This is a genomic window from Brumimicrobium glaciale (assembly GCF_004152935.1).
In the GTDB taxonomy this organism is placed as follows: Bacteria; Bacteroidota; Bacteroidia; order Flavobacteriales_D; family Crocinitomicaceae; genus Brumimicrobium; species Brumimicrobium glaciale.
Genome location: NZ_SETE01000003.1, coordinates 516,898 through 535,834 on the forward strand (window position 1 = coordinate 516,898; position 18,937 = coordinate 535,834).

Genomic DNA, 18,937 nt, shown 5'->3' on the forward strand with positions numbered 1-18,937 from the left:
TATGGCAACAAATATATTAGTAGCAAAAATATGGTCGTTTTGCGACACTTTAAGAGATGATGGTCTTGGATATGGTGATTATTTAGAACAATTAACTTATTTGTTATTTCTTAAAATGGCAGATGAGAATAAAGAACAATACAGTATTCCGAAAGGATGTGATTGGCAATTTCTAAAATCAACCAACCAAATTGTTGAAACTTATGAAGAAGTTCTGAAAACACTTTCTAAATCAGGAGGTATGCTCAATAAAATATTTGCTGGGGCATTAAATAAGATACATGATTCAGTTAAGCTAAAGAAACTTATAAAGCTAATAGATGAAGAAGATTGGACTTCTAAAGAATTTGATGTTAAGGGAGAAATATATGAGTCCCTATTACAAAAAAATGCAGAAAACAGTGGCGCAGGACAGTATTTTACTCCAAGGTCTGTAATTACCACTATGGTTGAATGTATCCAACCGAAACCTAAAGAGACCATTTCCGATCCTTCGTGTGGAACGGGTGGTTTTTTCTTAGGAGCATTGAATTATCTAAATAAAAAAAAGTTATCCAAATCTGATGCTGATTTCCTGAAATTTAAAACATTTCATGGTTGGGAAATTGAAAAATCAACTGCCCGTTTGTGTCTCATGAATCTATTTTTACATGGAGTTGGTGATTTAAAAGAAACACCTGAAATAGAAGTTACAGACAGTTTAAAACGATGTGAAAAAGGAGAAGTTGAAGATTTTGAAAAAGTTAATATTATTTTAGCAAACCCTCCTTTTGGCGTAAGTAGTAGTGATATTCCAACTATTGATTTAAAGCAGTCAAAAAAGGACGGATACTTTTTGAGAAAAGATTTTTGGGTAACAACCAGTAACAAACAATTAGCCTTTTTGCAACATATTGTAACAATGCTAAAAGATGATGGGCGTGCAGCTGTTGTCTTACCTGATAATGTATTATTTGAAGGAGGTGCAGGAGAAACTATTCGAAAAAAACTTCTTGAAGAGACTAGCTTACATACAATTTTAAGGCTACCTACTGGAATATTTTATGCACAAGGTGTAAAAGCAAATGTTCTATTTTTTGATAAAGGAAATGCTACAAAAGAAATCTGGTATTATGATTATAGAACCAACATAAGACATACGCCTAAGAGGAATCCTCTTCAATTAGAACATCTTTCGGATTTTATCGAATGCTTTTCTGCTGGAAATAAGAAAAAAAGGAAAGAAACATGGAGTCCTGAAAATGAAATTGGTCGTTGGAGGAAATATACTTACAAAGAGTTAATAGCAAGAGATAAAACCAACTTAGATATATTTTGGTTAAGAGACGATAGTTTAATTGATTTAGATAATCTTCCAGAGCCAGAAATTTTACTTGACGAGATAATTGAAAATATTGAAAGCGCATTAGTTAGTTTCAAATCAATAAAGGAGAATTTAGAATGATGCCAGTCCAAGGCAACTATGCTCATTATAATTTTGTTCAAATGTCGACTACCCAGCTACCGCGAGCTTTTTTGCTTGTGGACTGGTTATAAAACAGAAGTCTAAAAAAAACCTATAAGATAATCGAGAATAGAAAATGTATTTCGTAGTTTTTTAATTAGCAAGAATTTGAAATATGAAAGCTGCAGATATAAATAAAACTTTGATAGACAACTATTTTTCGTTATTGGAAAATTTAAGTTCTGATAATAAATTGGAAATTATAGCTCGACTTTCAAAATCATTAAAAAGTTCAAAAAAGGCCAAAAAGGAAGTTTCACTTAATTCTTTGTATGGTTCTTGGGTTTCAGACAAATCAGCTGACGAAATCACTACTGAGTTGAAAGATGCAAAAAACTTTAATCGTGAAAGAGAGAGTCTGTAAAAAAATTACATAAAGGTTCGGTAATTCGGAAATATCGAATAATGATTCAAAGCTATCATTACAAAAATAAATAATTATGCTTCGTATCACAATAATAAGTATTAGGCTGACTTTATTACTGCGAAAAGTTCAAAATTCGTTATACTGACTACTGCATGAATTGAATTCACCACAGATAAAAAATCCGTGAAAATCCGTGTTGCTTGCATCCGCGTCATCCGCGTGCCATTACAGCGCAACTACCCCGTAAACTTATACCCAACCCCGCGAATACTATGAAACAACTCAGGATTCTTAGCATCCACCTCAAACAACTTTCTAAACGATAAAATATAATTATCAATCGTTCTTGTGGTTGGATAAGTATCTTTTCCCCACAATTGGTCTAAAATGAAATCACGTGACAAAACCTCTCCTTCATGTTCAACAAAAAGATGTAAAAGTTCAATTTCTCGTTTTGACAATTCAGTGATGAGGTCTTCCTCGTTCTTTACTTCGAAAGTGAGCAGGTTCACATTAAAATCTCCTATTTCTAAATGCTGTTCTTTAGGTTTTTTGCCTTGGTGTCTTAAGATCAAAACCTGAACACGTAACAGTAATTCCTCTAGATCAAATGGTTTTGCAAGAAAATCATCAGCTCCTAAGCGAAGTCCTTTGATTTTATCTGAAGAAGTTCCTTTGGCAGAAACGAATAAAATTGGGGTGTCGGCAACACTTTTAAACATGGAGCAAATATCCCAACCACTTACTTCTGGCAACATAACATCCAAAATAACCAAATCATATTCTCCAACTTTGTGGGCGTGTTCAATTGCGGTTCTTCCATTGGAAATACAAACCACTTGAAAGCCTTCAAGCTTTAAGTTTAATTCAACCACGTTGCTTAAACTTTGCTCATCCTCTATGAGTAATATTTTTTTAGAACTGTTTGGCATTATGCTTTATTATTCGCTTGTTTTATTTTATAAATGTTTTACCGAAATGAGATCATGAATTTATAATTTCCAAAACTCAAATACGAGAAGATGGAGAAAATGTTTAAAATCAATTAATCGTAACTTACAAAAATACAATTCACAGTGAGTTTAACGGCAGAAATACATTTTATAATCCATGCATTTTCACCAAAGTTAACAGAGGTTATTAGAATTTCTAAAATTTATATGGGAACAAGTAAGTTTAATCGTCTTTTTTTCGTTTATTTTACAGAAAATTAGAGTCAATTAATTACCGACAGGGTATTTGATTTTGCTCTTTTGAGAATAAAACAACAAATATTAATGGATAAACTGGTTGCTCAATTTCCAAAACAAATTGCGGATGCTATAGAAATAGCTTCACGCAGTGATCTTTCTTTTTATAAAAACAAAACCTTTAACAATGTAGTTATTTGTGGAATGGGAGGGTCTGGAATAGGCGGAAAAATGGTTTCACAGCTGTTTGCCGATCAGTCGAGTCTTCCAATTGTTCTGGTTCAGAGCTACAGTGTTCCCTCATTTGTAAATGAGCATTCATTGGTGATTGGTTCTTCGTATTCAGGAAATACCGAAGAAACATTAACTGCTGTGAAAATGGCTAACGAAAAAGGTGCAACAATTGTTGGTGTAAGCTCTGGAGGTGAAATGGCTCGTTTTTGTAAAGAAAATCATTACGATTTTATAAAGTTACCTGGCGGAAATCCACCACGTAGCATGCTGGCTTTCTCTGCTGTTCAGTTGATTAATATTTTAGCTGTTGCAGGAATTATTGATACAAATGCGATTGATACAATTGCAAAATGTCGTCATTTGTTGAATGATGAATTAATTACGATTAAAGACGAAGCTAAAAAATTAGCAAAACACCTTTTCAAAAAGCAATGTATGTTTTATACAGATGCCGATTTAGAATTTGTGGCTATTCGTGCACGTCAGCAAATCAACGAAAACAGTAAGCGTTTATGTTGGCACCACGTTATTCCTGAAATGAACCACAACGAACTTGTGGGTTGGGCAGGAGGAGATAATAGTTTTGCTGCAGTATTCTTTATTTCTCAATTTTTAACGGATAGAAATATCAAAAGAACAGAATTGAGTCAAGAAATTATTGGTGGAAAAACAGAAAATATACTTTCTATTCATGGTAGAGGGAAATCTCTTATTGAAGAATCATTTTATTTCATTCACATTATTGATTGGGCATCTTTGTTTTTGGCAGATATGAACGAAGTTGATGCTGTTGAAGTGAAAGTGATTGATTATTTAAAAGGAACATTAGACAAAGCATAATTTATGTTGGCTGAGGTGATATTGGAAGATTTAGGTTCTATCGACTATAAAAAGGCGTGGGATTATCAAGAGAAACTCTTTAAATCTGCAGTAGATCTTAAAATAGAAATCCGTAGAAATGAAACTACAGAACAAACAAAAAACTATTTGTTGTTTTGTGAGCATCCTCATGTTTATACTTTAGGAAAAAGTGGAGATCAATCCCATTTATTACTTTCTGAAGACCGTTTAGAGGAAATCAATGCAACTTATTATAAAATCAATCGGGGAGGTGACATCACTTATCATGGTCCTGGACAATTGGTAATGTATCCGATTTTTGATTTAGAGTCTTATTTCTTTACGGATATTCACAAATACATGCGCTTTCTGGAAGAAGCTGTCATTAGAACCTTAGCTGAATACGGAATTGATTCTGGAAGAGTTGAAGGCTATACAGGTGTTTGGTTAGATGGTGGAACAAACAACGAGCGCAAGATTTGTGCTATGGGAGTAAAGTCCTCTCGTTGGGTTACCATGCATGGTATTGGGTTTAATGTGAATACAGACCTAAATTATTTTAATTTCATTGTTCCTTGCGGCATTGAAGATAAAAGTGTAACTTCACTTGAGAAGGAGTTGGGTCATCCAGTAGATATGGGTGAGATAAAAACCAAACTTCAAAATCACGTAGCTTCACTTTTTAATGCAAAATACATCAACACATAAAAGAGGTTTTTGGAAAAAGGTAAAACGCCTTCTTCTCTTCTTTTTGTTGTTTTTTGTGTTAATTAATCTCATCATTTTTATTTCTGGTAAAACATATCTTTACAAAGGAATCACAGCAACATATCTACAAGGAAAATCTGGCCCAGGAATTTATGATTCTATACTTTTCCCAGTGCGTGTTGCCAGTCATGATAAATCTCCAGAAGAATGGAAGTCGGAACCGACAAATGTTACTTTATCCAAAGAGTCAATCGATTTTCTAAATGAAATAAAAACCACTTCATTTTTAATTGTAAAAGATGAAAAAATCATTCATGAATCTTATTACGGAGAGCATTCGGAAAGCGTAAAAAGCAATTCTTTTTCGATGGCTAAAAGTTTTATTGGACTACTCATCGGAATTGCTGTGGATAAAGGTGAAATAGATGGGTTTGATGCGCCAATAACCGAATATCTTCCCTTCGAACTACCACACGATGAAGAAATCACTATTCGACATCTTTTGGGCATGTCAAGCGGTTTAGATTGGTCAGAAAGTGGAAGTAATCCATTATCTGATAATGCAGAAGCATATTACACTTCAGAATTAACTGAATTCATGAAAAAAGAAGCGTTTGTAGATGCTCCAGGTTTTGAATTCAAATACGCAAGTGGAAACAGTCAGTTGCTTGGCCTTATTTTAGAAAATGCTACCGGGAAGAATGCAACAGAATACTTTCAAGAAAATATATGGTCTAAGATTGGTTCCGAAAATGATTTGTTATGGAGTTTAGACAATGAAAATGGCGTTGAAAAAACATTTTGCTGTGCTTATGCTACAACACGCGATTATGCCCGAATTGGACAACTTATTTTGAACAACGGAAAGTGGGGAGAAGAGCAAATAATTACTGAGAAAACTTTAACCACACTCACCTCGCCATTTAATTTGAAGTCTGCACATTACGGATTGCATTTTTGGATTTTCAATCACCCAAAAAATCCTGCTATTTATGCACGCGGAATATTAGGTCAGTATATTATTATCATTCCTTCTTTGAATGTTATAATGGTAAGAACTGGTCACGACAGGAAAGAAAAATATTTTATTCCCAAAAAGAAAAAGGATGATTTCGACTTTGTGCTTAAAAACAGTTACAAAGAATACCACACATTAGATCTTTTTAATTATTTTTCCATTCTTGATGAAGTTATAGCCCAATAAAGATTAGAATATGAAAGAGGAGTTGAAAGGTCCAGAAGTAGAAAACGTATATGTTGCAATAGTACAGGAATTAGGAGAAGACAACGTGATTGTTTACGACGTTTATTTCATCAATGAAAGCGAAGATATTTTAGAACAAGTTTTAATTACTTCTAAAGGATACGCAACTCCCAAAGAGAACGGAGACAAAGTAGAAACTACAACCTTGAGAAAGGATTTGGGTGGTCTTATTCCATTTTCTGCCCAAAAAGTAGAACCTATTATGGAAGATGTAATGGCCTTAACAAATGAATATTGGGTTTGCTTCTGGATTGGAAATAAAATGTATGATAAGAAATATGTTTTCCACTCTGATTTAATAAAAGAAGAGAATTTCGAGTATATTCCTTTGTTGAACTTGAAAGGGGTAATGATTGGATGAAAATTTTAACCGCGAAGGCGCTGAGTTTTCGCTGAGATTAGCAGATAAAAAACAGCAATTTAGCCTCGCTCTCTTCTCTCTTTCTCGCTCTCCTTATTTACCACTTAGGGCATGTTCCACAATCATTTTGTGATCGTGCAAAAATATTGAATCCTAAATGAACAGATGGAGATACAAATCCAACAACTTGTTCACCTGTTGCAGATCCATTGGCTGTTAATTTGATTTTGTTTTGATTCAAAATTCCTCCGTCGAGTTCTAATTGAAGATAAATGTATTGGGCAAATTCGAAACGAACTCCAATATTAGCCGCCGCACCAATTCCGCTCAATGAAGAAACACGAGGCGATGTATTTGCGTCAAAAGTATAGTCTACTTGTGTTAGGAGCGGTCCAACTTGAATTCCATAAAGCGTTTGAAATGCAAATTCTGCCTTTCTGGCCTTAAAAAATTGGTCATTGCGCTGAACACCAATTGAAATAAAATTTATTCCACCACTTTGTTCAATATTGAATTGATCTCTAGTGAATAAAATATCTTGATTATAACTTCCAGAATAATCTGAATGTGATTCAGGCGCAAAAGTTCCTTCTAGTCCAACAGTTTGGTTGTTTTCGAAATAAGTATTGTAGCGATCAAAACCAATTGTAATGGCCCATTTTGGTTTAATAAAATAGCCCAGTTTTATATTGAATTGTGGAGAAGAGCTTGATAAAAATGAGCCCATTCCTTTTCCTTCCGCATTGTCTTGGATACTGGTATTGTTGAGGACGAAATCATATTGGTTTCCATTCAATACAACATTTGAATTATTGTATGCACTTCTGTTATACCCTATTTGAGCAAATAATGTTCCTTGCCCATTTGTATTCAATTTACTTTTTCGTTGCGCAAAGATGGGCTGATAAACAGCAGTCAATAAAATGAAACTAAGAAGTATTTTAATTTTCATAAAGTTTTAAAAAGCAAAAAAAGGCATGAAACTCACACCTTGTTATATCCTTCACACTATCGAATATGATTGAGCATTGTCATCAATATCGATAAGTTTGAATTATAAAATATTGATAGCCAAGATTATCAAGTCAATAATAACAGTAAGTACAGCAAGGTTCAAAATTATTTTCAATGGACCAACAGCTATAAGAAACGATAATGTCATCATTGTTGGAAGTACAATTAAAAATAATTGCCAAGTGTGATGAACAGCTCCCATACCAACAGTTATTCCGCCCAAACAACCAGTTACTAGTAATACTACACTGATGATTCCAAGACGGTTTACTTCCAAATCTTCGCCTAAAAATTTATTCCAAATAGTTGCATTTGCATTTCCCATAACTAGTAAAATTTAATATTTTAAAACAAATATAGGGAATTATAAAGTATATTGTTTTGGGTCTTGTTGAAAACTACTATTATTTTTAAAAAGAGATCATTTAATTACTGAAGAATTTTAGTTTTAATCACTTTAAAACAGTCGTCATTATGGAAGTTGTACTAAAAAAATCTTTGGGTTTCGTTGATATAGTTATTTATGATAATGCAATTTTTCATTCGCATATTTTAAGTAAAACACCCCTCACACTAAGCCAAGTAAAAGAAGTTTATGAGTTTAGACTTTCCGTTATGGGAGACAAAAAAGCATTGATGTTGTCAACCGGTGCAGACAGATACATTGTTCCTACTCAAGATGCAATTGATTATATTCAATCTAAAGACAGAACTTTATCTATAAAAGCAGATGCTTTTGTTATTAAAAGTTTTTCTCAACGATTATTTATAAAAACAGCAACTGGATTAAAAAAGATGGCAACTCCAATCTCTTTTTTCTCTACTGATTCAAGAGCTATAGAATGGCTTTTGAGTATAAAAGACTAGTGGCAAACATTCATTGTATAATTTAATATGATTTTATAACTCCAAAATTTCATGTTCATCAAATTATTTTTTCAAATGAATAATTATTTCGGTATCTTTATTCATTAATACATAAGTAGAAATACATTCATTTCATGAAAATTGTGGTAAAAAAGGAATTGGGTTTTGCAAATATAATTATCTATGATAATGATGTTTTTCATATTCATATTTTAGATAGAACCCCTATAACTCTTGATCAAGCGCAACAAATTGAGGCTTTGAGGTTTTCTCTTACAAAACTTCCTCTGGGCTTAACTTTATCAACGAGTAATGATGATTTTGTTTTACCTACTCAGGAAACTATAAAATATATACAGTCTGACAAAAGGAGTTTAACGATTAGAGCCAATGCTTATGTGGTCAAGAGTTTTTCTCATCGTTTGGCTATGAAAGCCGCAACTAAAATAAATAAGAAATCTTACAGTTGTGGTTACTTCGAATCAAATGACAAAGCGATTGCTTGGCTTATGAGTTTAAAAACTTAATTAAGCTTAATTAAGCTTAATTAAGCTTTATGAATATAGCGCATCACTTCAAAAGTAATATTAGTAAACAATATTTTACTGTGCGCATTACGTTCAATATTGTAATGTGCTTCGTTAAATAAATCATTAAATTCCAAAACATTATTTCCAGTGATGAAACGTGCAAATTTAGCTAAGAATGTTGCTTCATCAGTTGAAGTACGCATTAATTGATCTTCAGTATAATTCTTCATTAAACTTTGTCTCACCATATATAAAGCGTACTTAATGAAGTGTTTTTGTTCTTCCCGACTTATTTTGGACATATTTTCAGCCCAAAACATCATGGGTAGCACTTCTTTTTTGTAGCAAACTCTCATTAGTTCAACAAAACGTTGGTAGTTCATATTAGAGTTTCCTCCTGCTTTGATCATTTCTAAAGCTGAAGAAACATCTCCTTCCGCACGAGAGGAAACACTTCTTAACAAGTCTTCGTTTGAATGACCTTGATTTCTCAGAAAACCAACCAACTCATCGTCATTTAATTGCTTTATTTTGGTAATTTGAGTTCTACTTAAAATTGTTGGCAATACCGTATCTTCATTTTCAACAATCAAAATAAACAAAGTATCTTTTGGTGGCTCCTCAATTATCTTTAATAATTTATTAGCGCAAGCAGTATTCATTTCTTCTGCCAACCAGATAATACTGATTTTATATCCTCCTTCAAAAGACTTTAAAGTCAGTTTTTTAATAATTTCCTCACTTTGATGAACGGAAATTATAGGTTTTCTTCCCTTGTCATCTGAAGCATTAATCCATTCATTTAGTCCAGTGTAAGGATTATTCAGTACTAATTTTTTCCATAAAGGGAAGAGAGGATCGGAAGTTTTAGAAATTGCTTGAGCAGTTGGAAATGAAAAATGAATGTCTGGATGTTCTAATTTTTGAACTTTTTTGCATGCTGAACATTCGCCACAACTATCATTTTCACGTTGATTTTCGCACATCAAATATTGTGACAGGGCCAAAGCGATTGATAAGCCGCCATATCCAATATTACCCAATAACAAATGGGCGTGAGAAACCTGCTGACTTCTTACATCATTGATAAACTTTTCCTTGAGGTCGTTATGTCCTAATACATCTTTAAAAAGCATTGGATAAAGATAAATAATTCTAATTGGTTATACTTTAAATCTTCAAAGAAAGCTTGTCATAAGTTTAGAAGTATAAAAGATAGGTTTGAATTTTGATTGAATGAAATTTTAAAATCACTAATTCGGAAGCGATAAACTTACCTTGACAAGATAAATAGTGTCCGAAAGAAAACGAAAGATTTTTAAATTTATGATAAGAAAACTTCAAAAAAGCATAACGCAGTATTTAGAGTTTTATAGTAAAGACTTGAAAATATGATTTAAGTCATTTAGTATGGTTCATTTACAAGGTTTTTAGAAAAGTTGTGAACTTGCTGTAGGATATGACTTAACAATTATGTACATTCATAGTACAATTAATAAAGAACGATAATGAAAAATAAAAACATTGCACTACTCGCTACATTTACATTAGGTTTAATGGTAACTCCATTGACTTATGCTTCCACAAATACAAATTTTTCGATTGAAAAAACAGTTCAAGATGGAAAATCAGTTAGCTTTAAAGTTAAGGTTACTTATTTAGGTAAACCAGTTGAGGGTGCTTCTGTTTCTGTAATGAAAGACGGAAAATCATTAGCACAATCTACCTCTGATAAAAATGGAAACGTATCTTTAAAAGTTGATGGCTATTCTGGCGGAGCAACAACTCTACAAATCACAAAAGACGGATACAAAACTCAGTCTTTAACTGGATTTATATTAAAAGAAGGAAGTGATTATAAATTTGCAATGGTTCGCGGTACTGGAGTAATAACGACTGCAGTAGCGAGTGATATTGATAAAATCACAGATAAAAGTGAAGAGGAACTAAAAAAACAAGCAGAAAAAGAGGAGAAAGCTAGAAAAGAGGCTGAAAAAGCAAATGAAGCTGCAAAGTCATCTCAAGAAAACGCAGCTGAATATGCAGAAAAAACTAAAGCAGAGCAAGAGAAGCTAAAAGAAGCCGAAGCTGCTGCAGCTGCAAAAAGAGCAACATCTAAGCAAACTGCTGAAGAAGCGGCAGAAATGGAAAAGAAGCTGGGCAATACGGTGGTTGACGAAAAAACACGTGAACAACAAGCAGCAGAAAGAGACCAACGCATCAATGAATTAGAAAAACAACGTGCAGCGGAGGAAGCAGCAGTTGCAACTTTAGCAGCAAAAAAAGTAGCAGAAAAAGCAGCAAGATCAGCTGAGGATGATGCCAAAGATAAAGCAAAGGCTCAAAAAGAGGTAGCAAAAGAGAAAGCTAATGCTGAAAAGGAACGTGCTAAGGAGGCAAAAGTAGCCGCGGCGGAAGAGAAAGATAAAGCTAAAGCTGAAAAAGCGGCTGCTAAAGAGGCTAAAAGTGCTAGAAAAGAAGCTGAACAAGAAGCTAAAGTAGCCGGTAAAGCAGCAAAAGCAGAGGAAAAGTACACAAAAAGTCTTGCTAAGCTCGTAAGAAGCCAAGAGAATATTCAGGGTAAAAGAGCTAAACTTGATAAGTCTCAGGAGAAATTAGATAAAAAAATCAAGAAAGGTAAAATTGATGTAGAAGATGCACGTAAAGAGCAAGAGAAAATCACAGCTTCTCATAAAGCGCTAGATAAAGACCTTAGAGAAATTGGTGAAGACTTAGATGAATTAAAGAAAAAGTATAAAAAATAATTTATTCATATCACACTTGATAAAGGGTTGTCTTAACAAAGACAACCCTTTTTTGATGTTGTTTAATTTAGGAACCTTTTCACAGGATTTAGAAGTATTCGTATTGTGAAAAAAAGAAAACCATTTAGGCACGTTAATTAAACGCTAGATTGTTGATATTTGTAAAAATTTAATTTATGAAATATCTTCTATTATTACTACTGGTAGCTGGTCAATATGCTACTGCACAAAACGTAGAGCCTTTCCAATTGTACAATAAAAAAGGAAAGAAAATAAGTGTAAATAAATTTTTTAAGCAAATAGAGAGTAGCGAAATCATATTGTTTGGTGAATTACACGATAATCCAATTGCACATTGGTTACAATTGAAAACTACCCAAAAAATGCATTCAAAGCACAACATTTCTCTTGGTGCTGAGATGCTAGAAGCCAATAATCAAAAACAAGTTAATGCTTATATATCTGGTGAGATTTCCCAAAAACATTTAGATTCTGTGGCGTCTCTATGGATAAATTATAAAACGGATTACAAACCTTTGGTTGATTTCGCTAAAGAAAATAATTTGTCATTTATTGCTACTAATGTTCCTCGGAAATTTGCAAGTCAAGTGTATAGAAATGGTCTGGAATCCCTAGAAACCGAATTGACAGATGAGGAGAAATCATGTGTTGCACCACTTCCTATTGCCTATGATCCTGAATTACCAGGATATAAATCGATGTTGACTTTGATGAGTGACCATGCAAACCCAAACTTCCCAAAAGCCCAAGCAATAAAGGACGCTACGATGGCTCATTTTATCTATGAAGAATATCAATCAAATAAAAATCAATTCATTCATTTTAATGGCGACTACCACAGTAAGAATTTTGAAGGTATTTACTGGTATTTGAAACGTAAAGACAATACGCTAAATATCATCACCATTTCAACTGTTGAGCAGTCAAATGTTTCTAAATTGGAGGATGAATTTAAAGGTCAAGCCGATTATATATTGGTGATTGATAAAGAAATGACAAAAACTTACTAGCGACAATGTTACCAAAAAATCTTCAAAAAGGCGATACTATTGCGATTGTTGCACCCGCCAAAGGAATTGAAAAACAGTATGTTGATTTCGCTGTAAAAACTATCGAAGAAAATGGTTTCAAAGCTGTTGTTTCTAAACATTGCTTAGGTCAGCATAATTATTTTTCTGGAACTTTAAAAGAACGCTCAGAAGACTTACAGTGGGCAATTGATAATGATGACGTAAAAGCCATTCTATGTGCCCGTGGCGGTTATGGTTGTATTCAAATAATTGACAGAATAAGTTGGGCAGGTTTTATTGATGACCCAAAATGGTTGCTTGGTTTTTCTGATGTTACGGTGTTTCATCAGCATTTGGCAAAGCTTGGAGCGGCTTCAATTCATTCAACAATGCCCTTAAATTTTGAAACCAATTCAGCAGCTGCTTTGGAGAGTTTATTTGCTGGAATTCAAAACAAAAGTTTACATTACGAATGGCAAACAAATACCAAGAACATTGAAGGTAAAGTCTCTGGTAAAGTAATAGGAGGGAACCTTACTGTTTTAACGGGTTTAATAGGGACAAAGCACCAACCAGATTATCAGAATACAATTTTGTTTTTGGAAGACGTTGGAGAACATTTGTATGCGATAGACAGACACTTTTATCAATTGAGTAAAGTCGGAATATTAGATCAAATTCGGGGATTAATTATAGGCGATTTTAGCGGAATTAAAGATACCAATCCGCCTTATGGGAGTGATTTATTCGAAATCATAAAGTCTCACTTTACTTATCACTCAATTCCTATTGCATTTGATTTTCCAGCTGGACATTTAGATGATAACCGCGCACTAGTTTTTGGTAAAGAAGCTACGTTTATCTCTAGTTCTAATTCTGGTGAACTTATTTTCGAATAGGGTAGAAGTGCGCTTCTAAAACATCTTTTAATTCATCAAAAGAAGAGTAGGTGAGCGTTTGATCTGCTTTTATGCCGTTTTTATTCAAGAAAGCTTCTGTGGTTTTTCCCCAAGCAATTACTTTTTGATCCTCTGTAACTTTATTGACTAGCAAATATGATTCAACATTTGTTGGGCTCGTAAAGACTAAAACAGTAGGTTTTTCTTTAAGATGAACCGGTGTTAGCGCTGTTTCATAAACGACTAAATCTGTAATTTGTTGATTTTCTAAACGCTCTTGCATCGAACGTTGCGAATAATTGGATTGCGGAAATAATACTTTTCTATTCCCTACAAAGTCTTTAAACTCTTTACTGACCAAAGCGGGAATTCCACTTGTTACTCCAGTAAAAGCTATCGAATAACCTTGTGCTGAAACATAATCTGAAGTTACTTTTCCTATCGTTGCAATATCAACATTTGAAGGAATGGAACAACGCTCTAAATAGAATTTTGCTGAACGTGGACTGGTGAAGAAAATAACATCAAAACTTATTGTTGGACAATCAAAAGGAGCTTCAATAAAGGAAATCATTGAAGTGTCATTGATATTTATCTCCGCAGCCTTAACATAAGCTAAAAATTCAGGCTGTGTTACATTTTTGGAGATGAATAACATTGATTATTTCGGTTGTATTTCATTGAGAATCTCGTTGATGATATCAGGATTATCAACAGCAGAATACGTACTGAATTTAGCGCCATTTTCCCATTTTTCAGCGAATGCTACATGAACAGTCTTGTCCTCGTCACAAAAGATCCCTAATGGCAGTTGACAACCTCCGTCTAACTTTCTCAAAACTCCTCTTTCTATTTCAATTCTCTCTTGAACAGCTTCGTCATTCATTGCTTTAAGAATCTTGGCTAAATCAGTATCTTCTTCTCTGATTTGAAGTCCTAAAACGCCTTGTGCAGGACAAGGAATGAACAATGTTGGATCTAAAGTACTTATTGTTAAATCTGATAAATCTAAATCTAAACGTTTAATACCCGCCATTGCTAAAACGATAGCGTCGTATTGACCATCTCTTAGTTTATTTACGCGCGTTCCAACGTTTCCTCTTAAATCTTTTATTTCAAAATCGTCACGGAAGGTAATCAATTGTGATTTTCTTCTCGCTGAAGAAGTTCCGATAACAGGGTTTTTCTTAATTCCGAAAACTTCATTGTCATCAACAGATTCATTTCTGATCAATAATAATTCTGAAGGATCTTCTCTGTAGGAAACTGCTGCAATTTGCAATCCTGCTGGAGAAGTTGTTTCTAAATCTTTGTGTGAATGAACCGCTAAATCAATGGATTTGTCAAGCAAAGCAGCTTCAATTTCTTTTGTGAAAAATCCTTTTCCTTCCATTTTGTCAAAACTCAAGTGCTGAATTCTGTCTCCTTGTGTAGAGATTACTTTGATTTCAACTTCTTGACCTAATTTCAGTAGCTCATCTTTTACAAAATTTGCTTGCCACAATGCAAGATCACTTCCACGTGATCCAATGATTATTTTCTTCATCTTTTAAGTAATATTTCTTTCGCCATTTTCATGGGAACGCTCATGTATTTCTTTTCGAAATAAGCGATGATTTTTTCAACTGTTTCTTTTGATTGATCGTCAAGACTTTCCATTTCCTTGGCAAAAACATGTTTTATTGCAGTTGCTTTAATTTCTTTTACTGTTTCTGGAACAATTCTCATTGCTCTTTCCACTTCACGTTCGTGAGCTAATAATTTAAAAACTCCAACTGCTTCTTCAACGATTGTTTCAACATGAATAATCTCTCTAGCTCTTTTTTCTAAGTTTTTAGAAGAAATCTTTTGCAAGTAATCAATTGAAATATAGTCTAGTGGAAAATCCTGTGTTACTTGAGGGTGCAAGTCGCTTGGGATAGCTAAATCTATCACCACTTTTGAATCGGTGTCTCCTTGTAATAAATGTTCGTACAGCGCAGGACTTATAATAGAAGAATCTGATCCTGTACAAGTAATTATAATGTCAAATCCTTTTTTGTAAAGTGGTAATTCGTTTAGAGAAAAAGCCTCACCATTTAATTGTTGAGCCAATAGTTGAGCTTTACTTAATGTACGGTTAAATACCGAAAAATTAGTAAATCCATGTTTCTTCAAAAAACGACTCATGTTGGTGTTGGTTACCCCAGCACCAATAATAAGGATTCTAGCATCTAGCGGAATGTCTTTTACACGTAAAGTGTGATATGCCAATGAAACAACTGATACCGGACTGTGTGCAATGTTTGTCTGAGTATAAATACGTTTCGCAGTTTCGATGGTGTGTCTAATCATTAATCGAATAGAATCTCCCGTAAGATTATACTCTTTACAAATATCAAAAGACTTTCTAATTTGAGTTATGATTTCTCGTTCACCAATCACCATAGAATCAATAGAAGAAGTCACTTTAATTAGGTGTTCCACCCCATGAAAATCTCTATATCTTTCGACTTGGTGACCAAATAAATTGATTTGATCTTGGTCGAAATCTGGAAATAAGAATTGTAAATATTGTTGGAATTCAGGAATTTCTATCTCTTCTTTTTTAGAAATGATAAACTCAACGCGGTTACATGTTGAAACATACATCAATTCGTCTAACTGAAATTTTTCTTTCAGTAAAGTAAGCTTTTCTTTCTGGTGATCAGGGGCAATATGCAACCTACCAATCTGATTAACCTCAAGTTGGCGGTGTGTAAATGCAAATATGTGGATCCCTTTCACTCTCTTTTCCCTTATTTTGCTGTAAATATCGTGATAACGCCTGTTTTTATTGTCATAGCTTTGTCAGAATTTCTTATTTAGAATGTTTATAAACTAAATAGGATGATATTGTCTTTTTTAGACAAAAATGGTTCTATATGATTTTGTTGGGTAGATTTAAAATTAATATTTTTAATTGAAGCTAAACGGTTGTTAAATTGGTTCTACTTTTATTTAAATGTAAACTTTCTATTAAAATACATTTCGCTTAATTTGGTAAGTTCATGCTATTTAAGTATTTATTATTCTAAGTCCCATAGGGACGGCATGTTAATAGGGATGGACGTAAGTCCATCCGTCAAACGATACAAACCGAAACAAAACCCAACAAAATCGACCTAATTGCATGCAATTAGGTCGATTTTGTTGGGTTTTGTATTATATCTATTTGTTTTAAACCAAGGACTGATGTCCTTGGCTATTAATATGCCGTCCCGACGGGACTAATCAACTGAAATACAGACCGCCATATGCTTGCTTGTGAATATGAAATAATGATTTTGATAAATACTTTGAAATACAACTCGTGTAGGTTACAGTTAAATTCGTAGTAGAACCATTAATTTTTCGAAGGATTAAAATTGATTAACCACAGTATTTCATATGGAGGCACAAAAATTTATATTTTAAATCCAATGAGGAAAAGGGATTATTTGAAACTGTACTTTAATCCAATTCCACTTTTACTCAACGAAAGTTGGTCAAAGAATATAGTGTTTGATTTTTTTCTATGATTGCGGTGTCGGAGGTATTGAACTAAATCAAAAACCAATAAAAACCCTCCTTGTAAGATCAAAGAGTTTCCATAACCTTCAAAACGGAGTTGATTATCTGGATAAGTATCTGCTATCGATTTTAATAGAAATCCTGATCCAATATAGAAAATATTTAAACCATCGTTAATTAAATAAAGTTGTTCGTTAGCATATTGCTCTTCAATAAGTTTTCCATTGCTTATTTTTTCTTTACCATATTTTCTCGATTGAAATAAACCTGGAACTGCAATTCCTAAATTCACAATGTTCCAAAAAACATTCATTTGATGGAAGTATTTCATAGCGCCTTTATCATACGCCCAGCCGATTGATCCAACAGCTATGTTTGTGGAAGCCCAAGAAGTCAAAACAACCATCCCTGTTTTATTGATGCGTAATCTTTCGTTGTTGAAATCATTATTCGTGGCCAATTGTGCATTAGTTTGAAATGCACAAGCGATAAAGATTAAAAAGGAGATTAATTGTTGTTTAAACATCGTTTAAATTTATTTGAGTTGAATAAATATACATAAAACGAGTGAGTTCTTTGGTTTTCTTGCGGACACTATTTAATTCCAAAGCGCTCAAATTTATTTTAAAAACAAAAAGTCCGCCTTATTGAAAAAGCGGACTTTGAAATATATTTAAAATTTTAGATGCTAGTAAAGCTCTTCTTTTAAAGCTGTACGGTAATCTTTAATTTCTTCTCTGTTAATTTTATGATCTGATTTTAACATCAAATTCAAAAGGTTTAAAAGGTTTTCTTTGTCTTCAATTTCTAAAGGAAACTCTCCACCTTCTTCGTCTTCTTCCCATAATGCTTGCACATCATAAGCCTCTTTTTCTTTAAGGTATTCGAAAGTTAAACGTGTAACTTTAGCCAATAGTGGATCTACTTCTTTAAGCGCAAGTTCTCTTAATTCAGTTAGTTCTTGAATTAATCCTTCTGCAAGTACACCTTCTTTTTCAACTAAAGCGATGATCTTATCTATTTTCTGATTTGCTATACCTGTCTTCATACCCTATTAAAATTTAGAACACAAATTTAATACCTTAATACAATTAACAACCTGTTTTCATCTTTTTTTAATTGAACTTGTAAATCAAACCAACATTAGCTCCGAAAATAGTGGTATTCTTCTGCTCTATTAGCAATGGCATGTCATATATGTTTTCGGATTCGTTGAAGTTTTTGTTTTTGTCATTTTTATCAAATACAAGATGATACTTTACAGTAGCGTCAATTGAGATTTTATTGGTTAAATCAACGCTAATTCCAACTTTGGGAGATACTCCTAAGTAGGCTTCTGACCCTGAATATTCAGCAATGAAATCCGCATATTCGTATGTAAAGTTGTATATTCCTAAATTCAAACCTACGTAAGGTTGAATCTTTTCTGTTAGAAATCTATATTCAACACCAACCGTAATTGGCATAATTTTTCTTTTAAGAATGTAGTTTTTTTCTTTAAACATAAGCGATTCAAATAAAACTTCAGCTTGTACTTTTTCTGATATTTCATAGGTAATTCCAAAGTCAAACCCTAAATACAAATCAGATGTAGCTTTGTTTAGTGGATTTCCTATTGCAAAGCCAGCCTTAACACCAAATTGTGAAAATGCTGCTGAGGACAAGAACAACATTGTTACTGTAATAAATAAAATATTTTTCATGAGTATACTTTTAGTTAAACAGAGTTCAAACATAATCAATTCTAGTTTAGATCTCAAATTATCCCCTTTCTGAATAGGATTGACTTACTGATTAGGAAACAATTTTAATCAATTTTTTAGCCTTACTAA

21 protein-coding genes are annotated in these 18,937 nt (G+C 33.2%); 11 read left to right on the plus strand and 10 right to left on the minus strand.

Features of this window, described 5'->3' with window-relative positions; translation table 11 throughout:
• Nucleotide 1 precedes the first annotated feature (1 nt).
• Nucleotides 2-1,444, plus strand: a complete 1,443-nt coding sequence (locus ERX46_RS09370; protein ID WP_130093598.1) for a type I restriction-modification system subunit M — start codon at nucleotides 2-4, stop codon at nucleotides 1,442-1,444.
• 175 nt (nucleotides 1,445-1,619) lie between these two features.
• Nucleotides 1,620-1,868: a hypothetical protein gene (locus ERX46_RS09375; protein WP_130093599.1), complete on the plus strand. Its 249-nt coding sequence runs from the start codon at nucleotides 1,620-1,622 to the stop codon at nucleotides 1,866-1,868.
• A gap of 239 nt (nucleotides 1,869-2,107) precedes the next feature.
• On the opposite strand, the gene ERX46_RS09380 is transcribed toward ERX46_RS09375, so the two are convergent.
• Nucleotides 2,108-2,803, minus strand: a complete 696-nt coding sequence (locus ERX46_RS09380; protein ID WP_130093600.1) for a response regulator transcription factor — start codon at nucleotides 2,801-2,803, stop codon at nucleotides 2,108-2,110.
• Between the two features lie 345 nt (nucleotides 2,804-3,148).
• On the opposite strand from ERX46_RS09380, the gene ERX46_RS09385 reads away from it, so the two are divergent.
• Genes ERX46_RS09385 through ERX46_RS09400 form a run of 4 tightly spaced genes read left to right on the plus strand, consistent with a single transcriptional unit; the run spans nucleotide 3,149 to nucleotide 6,468 of the window.
• On the plus strand, nucleotides 3,149-4,135 hold the full coding sequence (locus ERX46_RS09385) for a bifunctional phosphoglucose/phosphomannose isomerase (RefSeq protein WP_130093601.1): 987 nt from the start codon (nucleotides 3,149-3,151) through the stop codon (nucleotides 4,133-4,135).
• Nucleotides 4,136-4,138: 3 nt separating this feature from the next.
• On the plus strand, nucleotides 4,139-4,843 hold the full coding sequence (gene lipB / locus ERX46_RS09390; RefSeq protein WP_130093602.1) for a lipoyl(octanoyl) transferase LipB: 705 nt from the start codon (nucleotides 4,139-4,141) through the stop codon (nucleotides 4,841-4,843).
• Nucleotides 4,821-6,047, plus strand: a complete 1,227-nt coding sequence (locus tag ERX46_RS09395; protein WP_130093603.1) for a serine hydrolase domain-containing protein — start codon at nucleotides 4,821-4,823, stop codon at nucleotides 6,045-6,047. Before lipB ends, ERX46_RS09395 begins: the two co-directional genes overlap by 23 nt.
• Before the next feature lie 10 nt (nucleotides 6,048-6,057).
• On the plus strand, nucleotides 6,058-6,468 hold the full coding sequence (locus tag ERX46_RS09400) for a hypothetical protein (RefSeq protein ID WP_130093604.1): 411 nt from the start codon (nucleotides 6,058-6,060) through the stop codon (nucleotides 6,466-6,468).
• Nucleotides 6,469-6,565: 97 nt separating this feature from the next.
• On the opposite strand, the gene ERX46_RS09405 is transcribed toward ERX46_RS09400, so the two are convergent.
• Nucleotides 6,566-7,420, minus strand: coding sequence for a hypothetical protein (locus tag ERX46_RS09405; RefSeq protein ID WP_130093605.1), 855 nt, complete (start codon nucleotides 7,418-7,420; stop codon nucleotides 6,566-6,568).
• Nucleotides 7,421-7,522: 102 nt separating this feature from the next.
• Nucleotides 7,523-7,807, minus strand: coding sequence for a hypothetical protein (locus ERX46_RS09410; protein WP_130093606.1), 285 nt, complete (start codon nucleotides 7,805-7,807; stop codon nucleotides 7,523-7,525).
• Nucleotides 7,808-7,956: 149 nt separating this feature from the next.
• Between ERX46_RS09410 and ERX46_RS09415 the strand changes: the two genes are divergently transcribed.
• Together ERX46_RS09415 and ERX46_RS09420 are read left to right on the plus strand one after the other, a co-directional pair.
• Entirely contained in the window at nucleotides 7,957-8,349 is a 393-nt protein-coding gene (locus tag ERX46_RS09415) for a DUF7793 family protein (protein ID WP_130093607.1), read from the plus strand.
• A gap of 134 nt (nucleotides 8,350-8,483) precedes the next feature.
• Nucleotides 8,484-8,876 carry a DUF7793 family protein gene (locus ERX46_RS09420; RefSeq protein ID WP_130093608.1) on the plus strand — a complete coding sequence of 131 codons (393 nt, stop codon included), beginning with the start codon at nucleotides 8,484-8,486 and terminating at the stop codon, nucleotides 8,874-8,876.
• 20 nt (nucleotides 8,877-8,896) lie between these two features.
• On the opposite strand, the gene ERX46_RS09425 is transcribed toward ERX46_RS09420, so the two are convergent.
• Nucleotides 8,897-10,015 carry a DNA polymerase III subunit gene (locus ERX46_RS09425; protein WP_130093609.1) on the minus strand — a complete coding sequence of 373 codons (1,119 nt, stop codon included), beginning with the start codon at nucleotides 10,013-10,015 and terminating at the stop codon, nucleotides 8,897-8,899.
• A 372-nt stretch (nucleotides 10,016-10,387) separates the two neighbouring features.
• On the opposite strand from ERX46_RS09425, the gene ERX46_RS09430 reads away from it, so the two are divergent.
• The 3 genes from ERX46_RS09430 to ERX46_RS09440 all read left to right on the plus strand — a co-directional run bounded on the left by ERX46_RS09430 (nucleotide 10,388) and on the right by ERX46_RS09440 (nucleotide 13,574).
• Nucleotides 10,388-11,644 (plus strand): carboxypeptidase-like regulatory domain-containing protein, encoded by a 1,257-nt coding sequence (locus ERX46_RS09430; RefSeq protein WP_130093610.1) that lies wholly within the window; start codon nucleotides 10,388-10,390, stop codon nucleotides 11,642-11,644.
• A 176-nt stretch (nucleotides 11,645-11,820) separates the two neighbouring features.
• The gene (locus ERX46_RS09435) at nucleotides 11,821-12,675 is read left to right on the plus strand and encodes a ChaN family lipoprotein (protein WP_130093611.1); all 855 of its coding nucleotides are present in this window, start codon (nucleotides 11,821-11,823) and stop codon (nucleotides 12,673-12,675) included.
• A 5-nt stretch (nucleotides 12,676-12,680) separates the two neighbouring features.
• Complete coding sequence (locus ERX46_RS09440; protein ID WP_130093612.1) at nucleotides 12,681-13,574, plus strand: S66 peptidase family protein; 894 nt, start codon at nucleotides 12,681-12,683, stop codon at nucleotides 13,572-13,574.
• Here the strand turns inward: ERX46_RS09440 and ERX46_RS09445 are convergent.
• The 6 genes from ERX46_RS09445 to ERX46_RS09470 all read right to left on the minus strand — a co-directional run bounded on the left by ERX46_RS09445 (nucleotide 13,561) and on the right by ERX46_RS09470 (nucleotide 18,808).
• A complete protein-coding gene (locus ERX46_RS09445) occupies nucleotides 13,561-14,232 on the minus strand; it encodes a uroporphyrinogen-III synthase (protein WP_130093613.1) in 672 nt (223 codons plus the stop codon). The two genes, ERX46_RS09440 and ERX46_RS09445, sit on opposite strands and share 14 nt — an antisense overlap.
• 3 nt (nucleotides 14,233-14,235) lie before the next feature.
• Entirely contained in the window at nucleotides 14,236-15,120 is an 885-nt protein-coding gene (gene hemC, locus ERX46_RS09450; RefSeq protein ID WP_130093614.1) for a hydroxymethylbilane synthase, read from the minus strand.
• Nucleotides 15,117-16,340, minus strand: coding sequence for a glutamyl-tRNA reductase (hemA, locus tag ERX46_RS09455; RefSeq protein WP_165366200.1), 1,224 nt, complete (start codon nucleotides 16,338-16,340; stop codon nucleotides 15,117-15,119). The genes hemC and hemA overlap by 4 nt, the downstream gene beginning before the upstream one ends.
• Nucleotides 16,341-17,028: 688 nt before the next feature.
• Nucleotides 17,029-17,631 (minus strand): DUF6992 family protein, encoded by a 603-nt coding sequence (locus ERX46_RS09460; protein ID WP_130093616.1) that lies wholly within the window; start codon nucleotides 17,629-17,631, stop codon nucleotides 17,029-17,031.
• Nucleotides 17,632-17,793: 162 nt separating this feature from the next.
• On the minus strand, nucleotides 17,794-18,153 hold the full coding sequence (locus tag ERX46_RS09465; protein ID WP_130093617.1) for a hypothetical protein: 360 nt from the start codon (nucleotides 18,151-18,153) through the stop codon (nucleotides 17,794-17,796).
• A 67-nt stretch (nucleotides 18,154-18,220) separates the two neighbouring features.
• A complete protein-coding gene (locus ERX46_RS09470) occupies nucleotides 18,221-18,808 on the minus strand; it encodes an outer membrane beta-barrel protein (protein ID WP_165366201.1) in 588 nt (195 codons plus the stop codon).
• Between the last annotated feature and the right edge of the window lie 129 nt (nucleotides 18,809-18,937).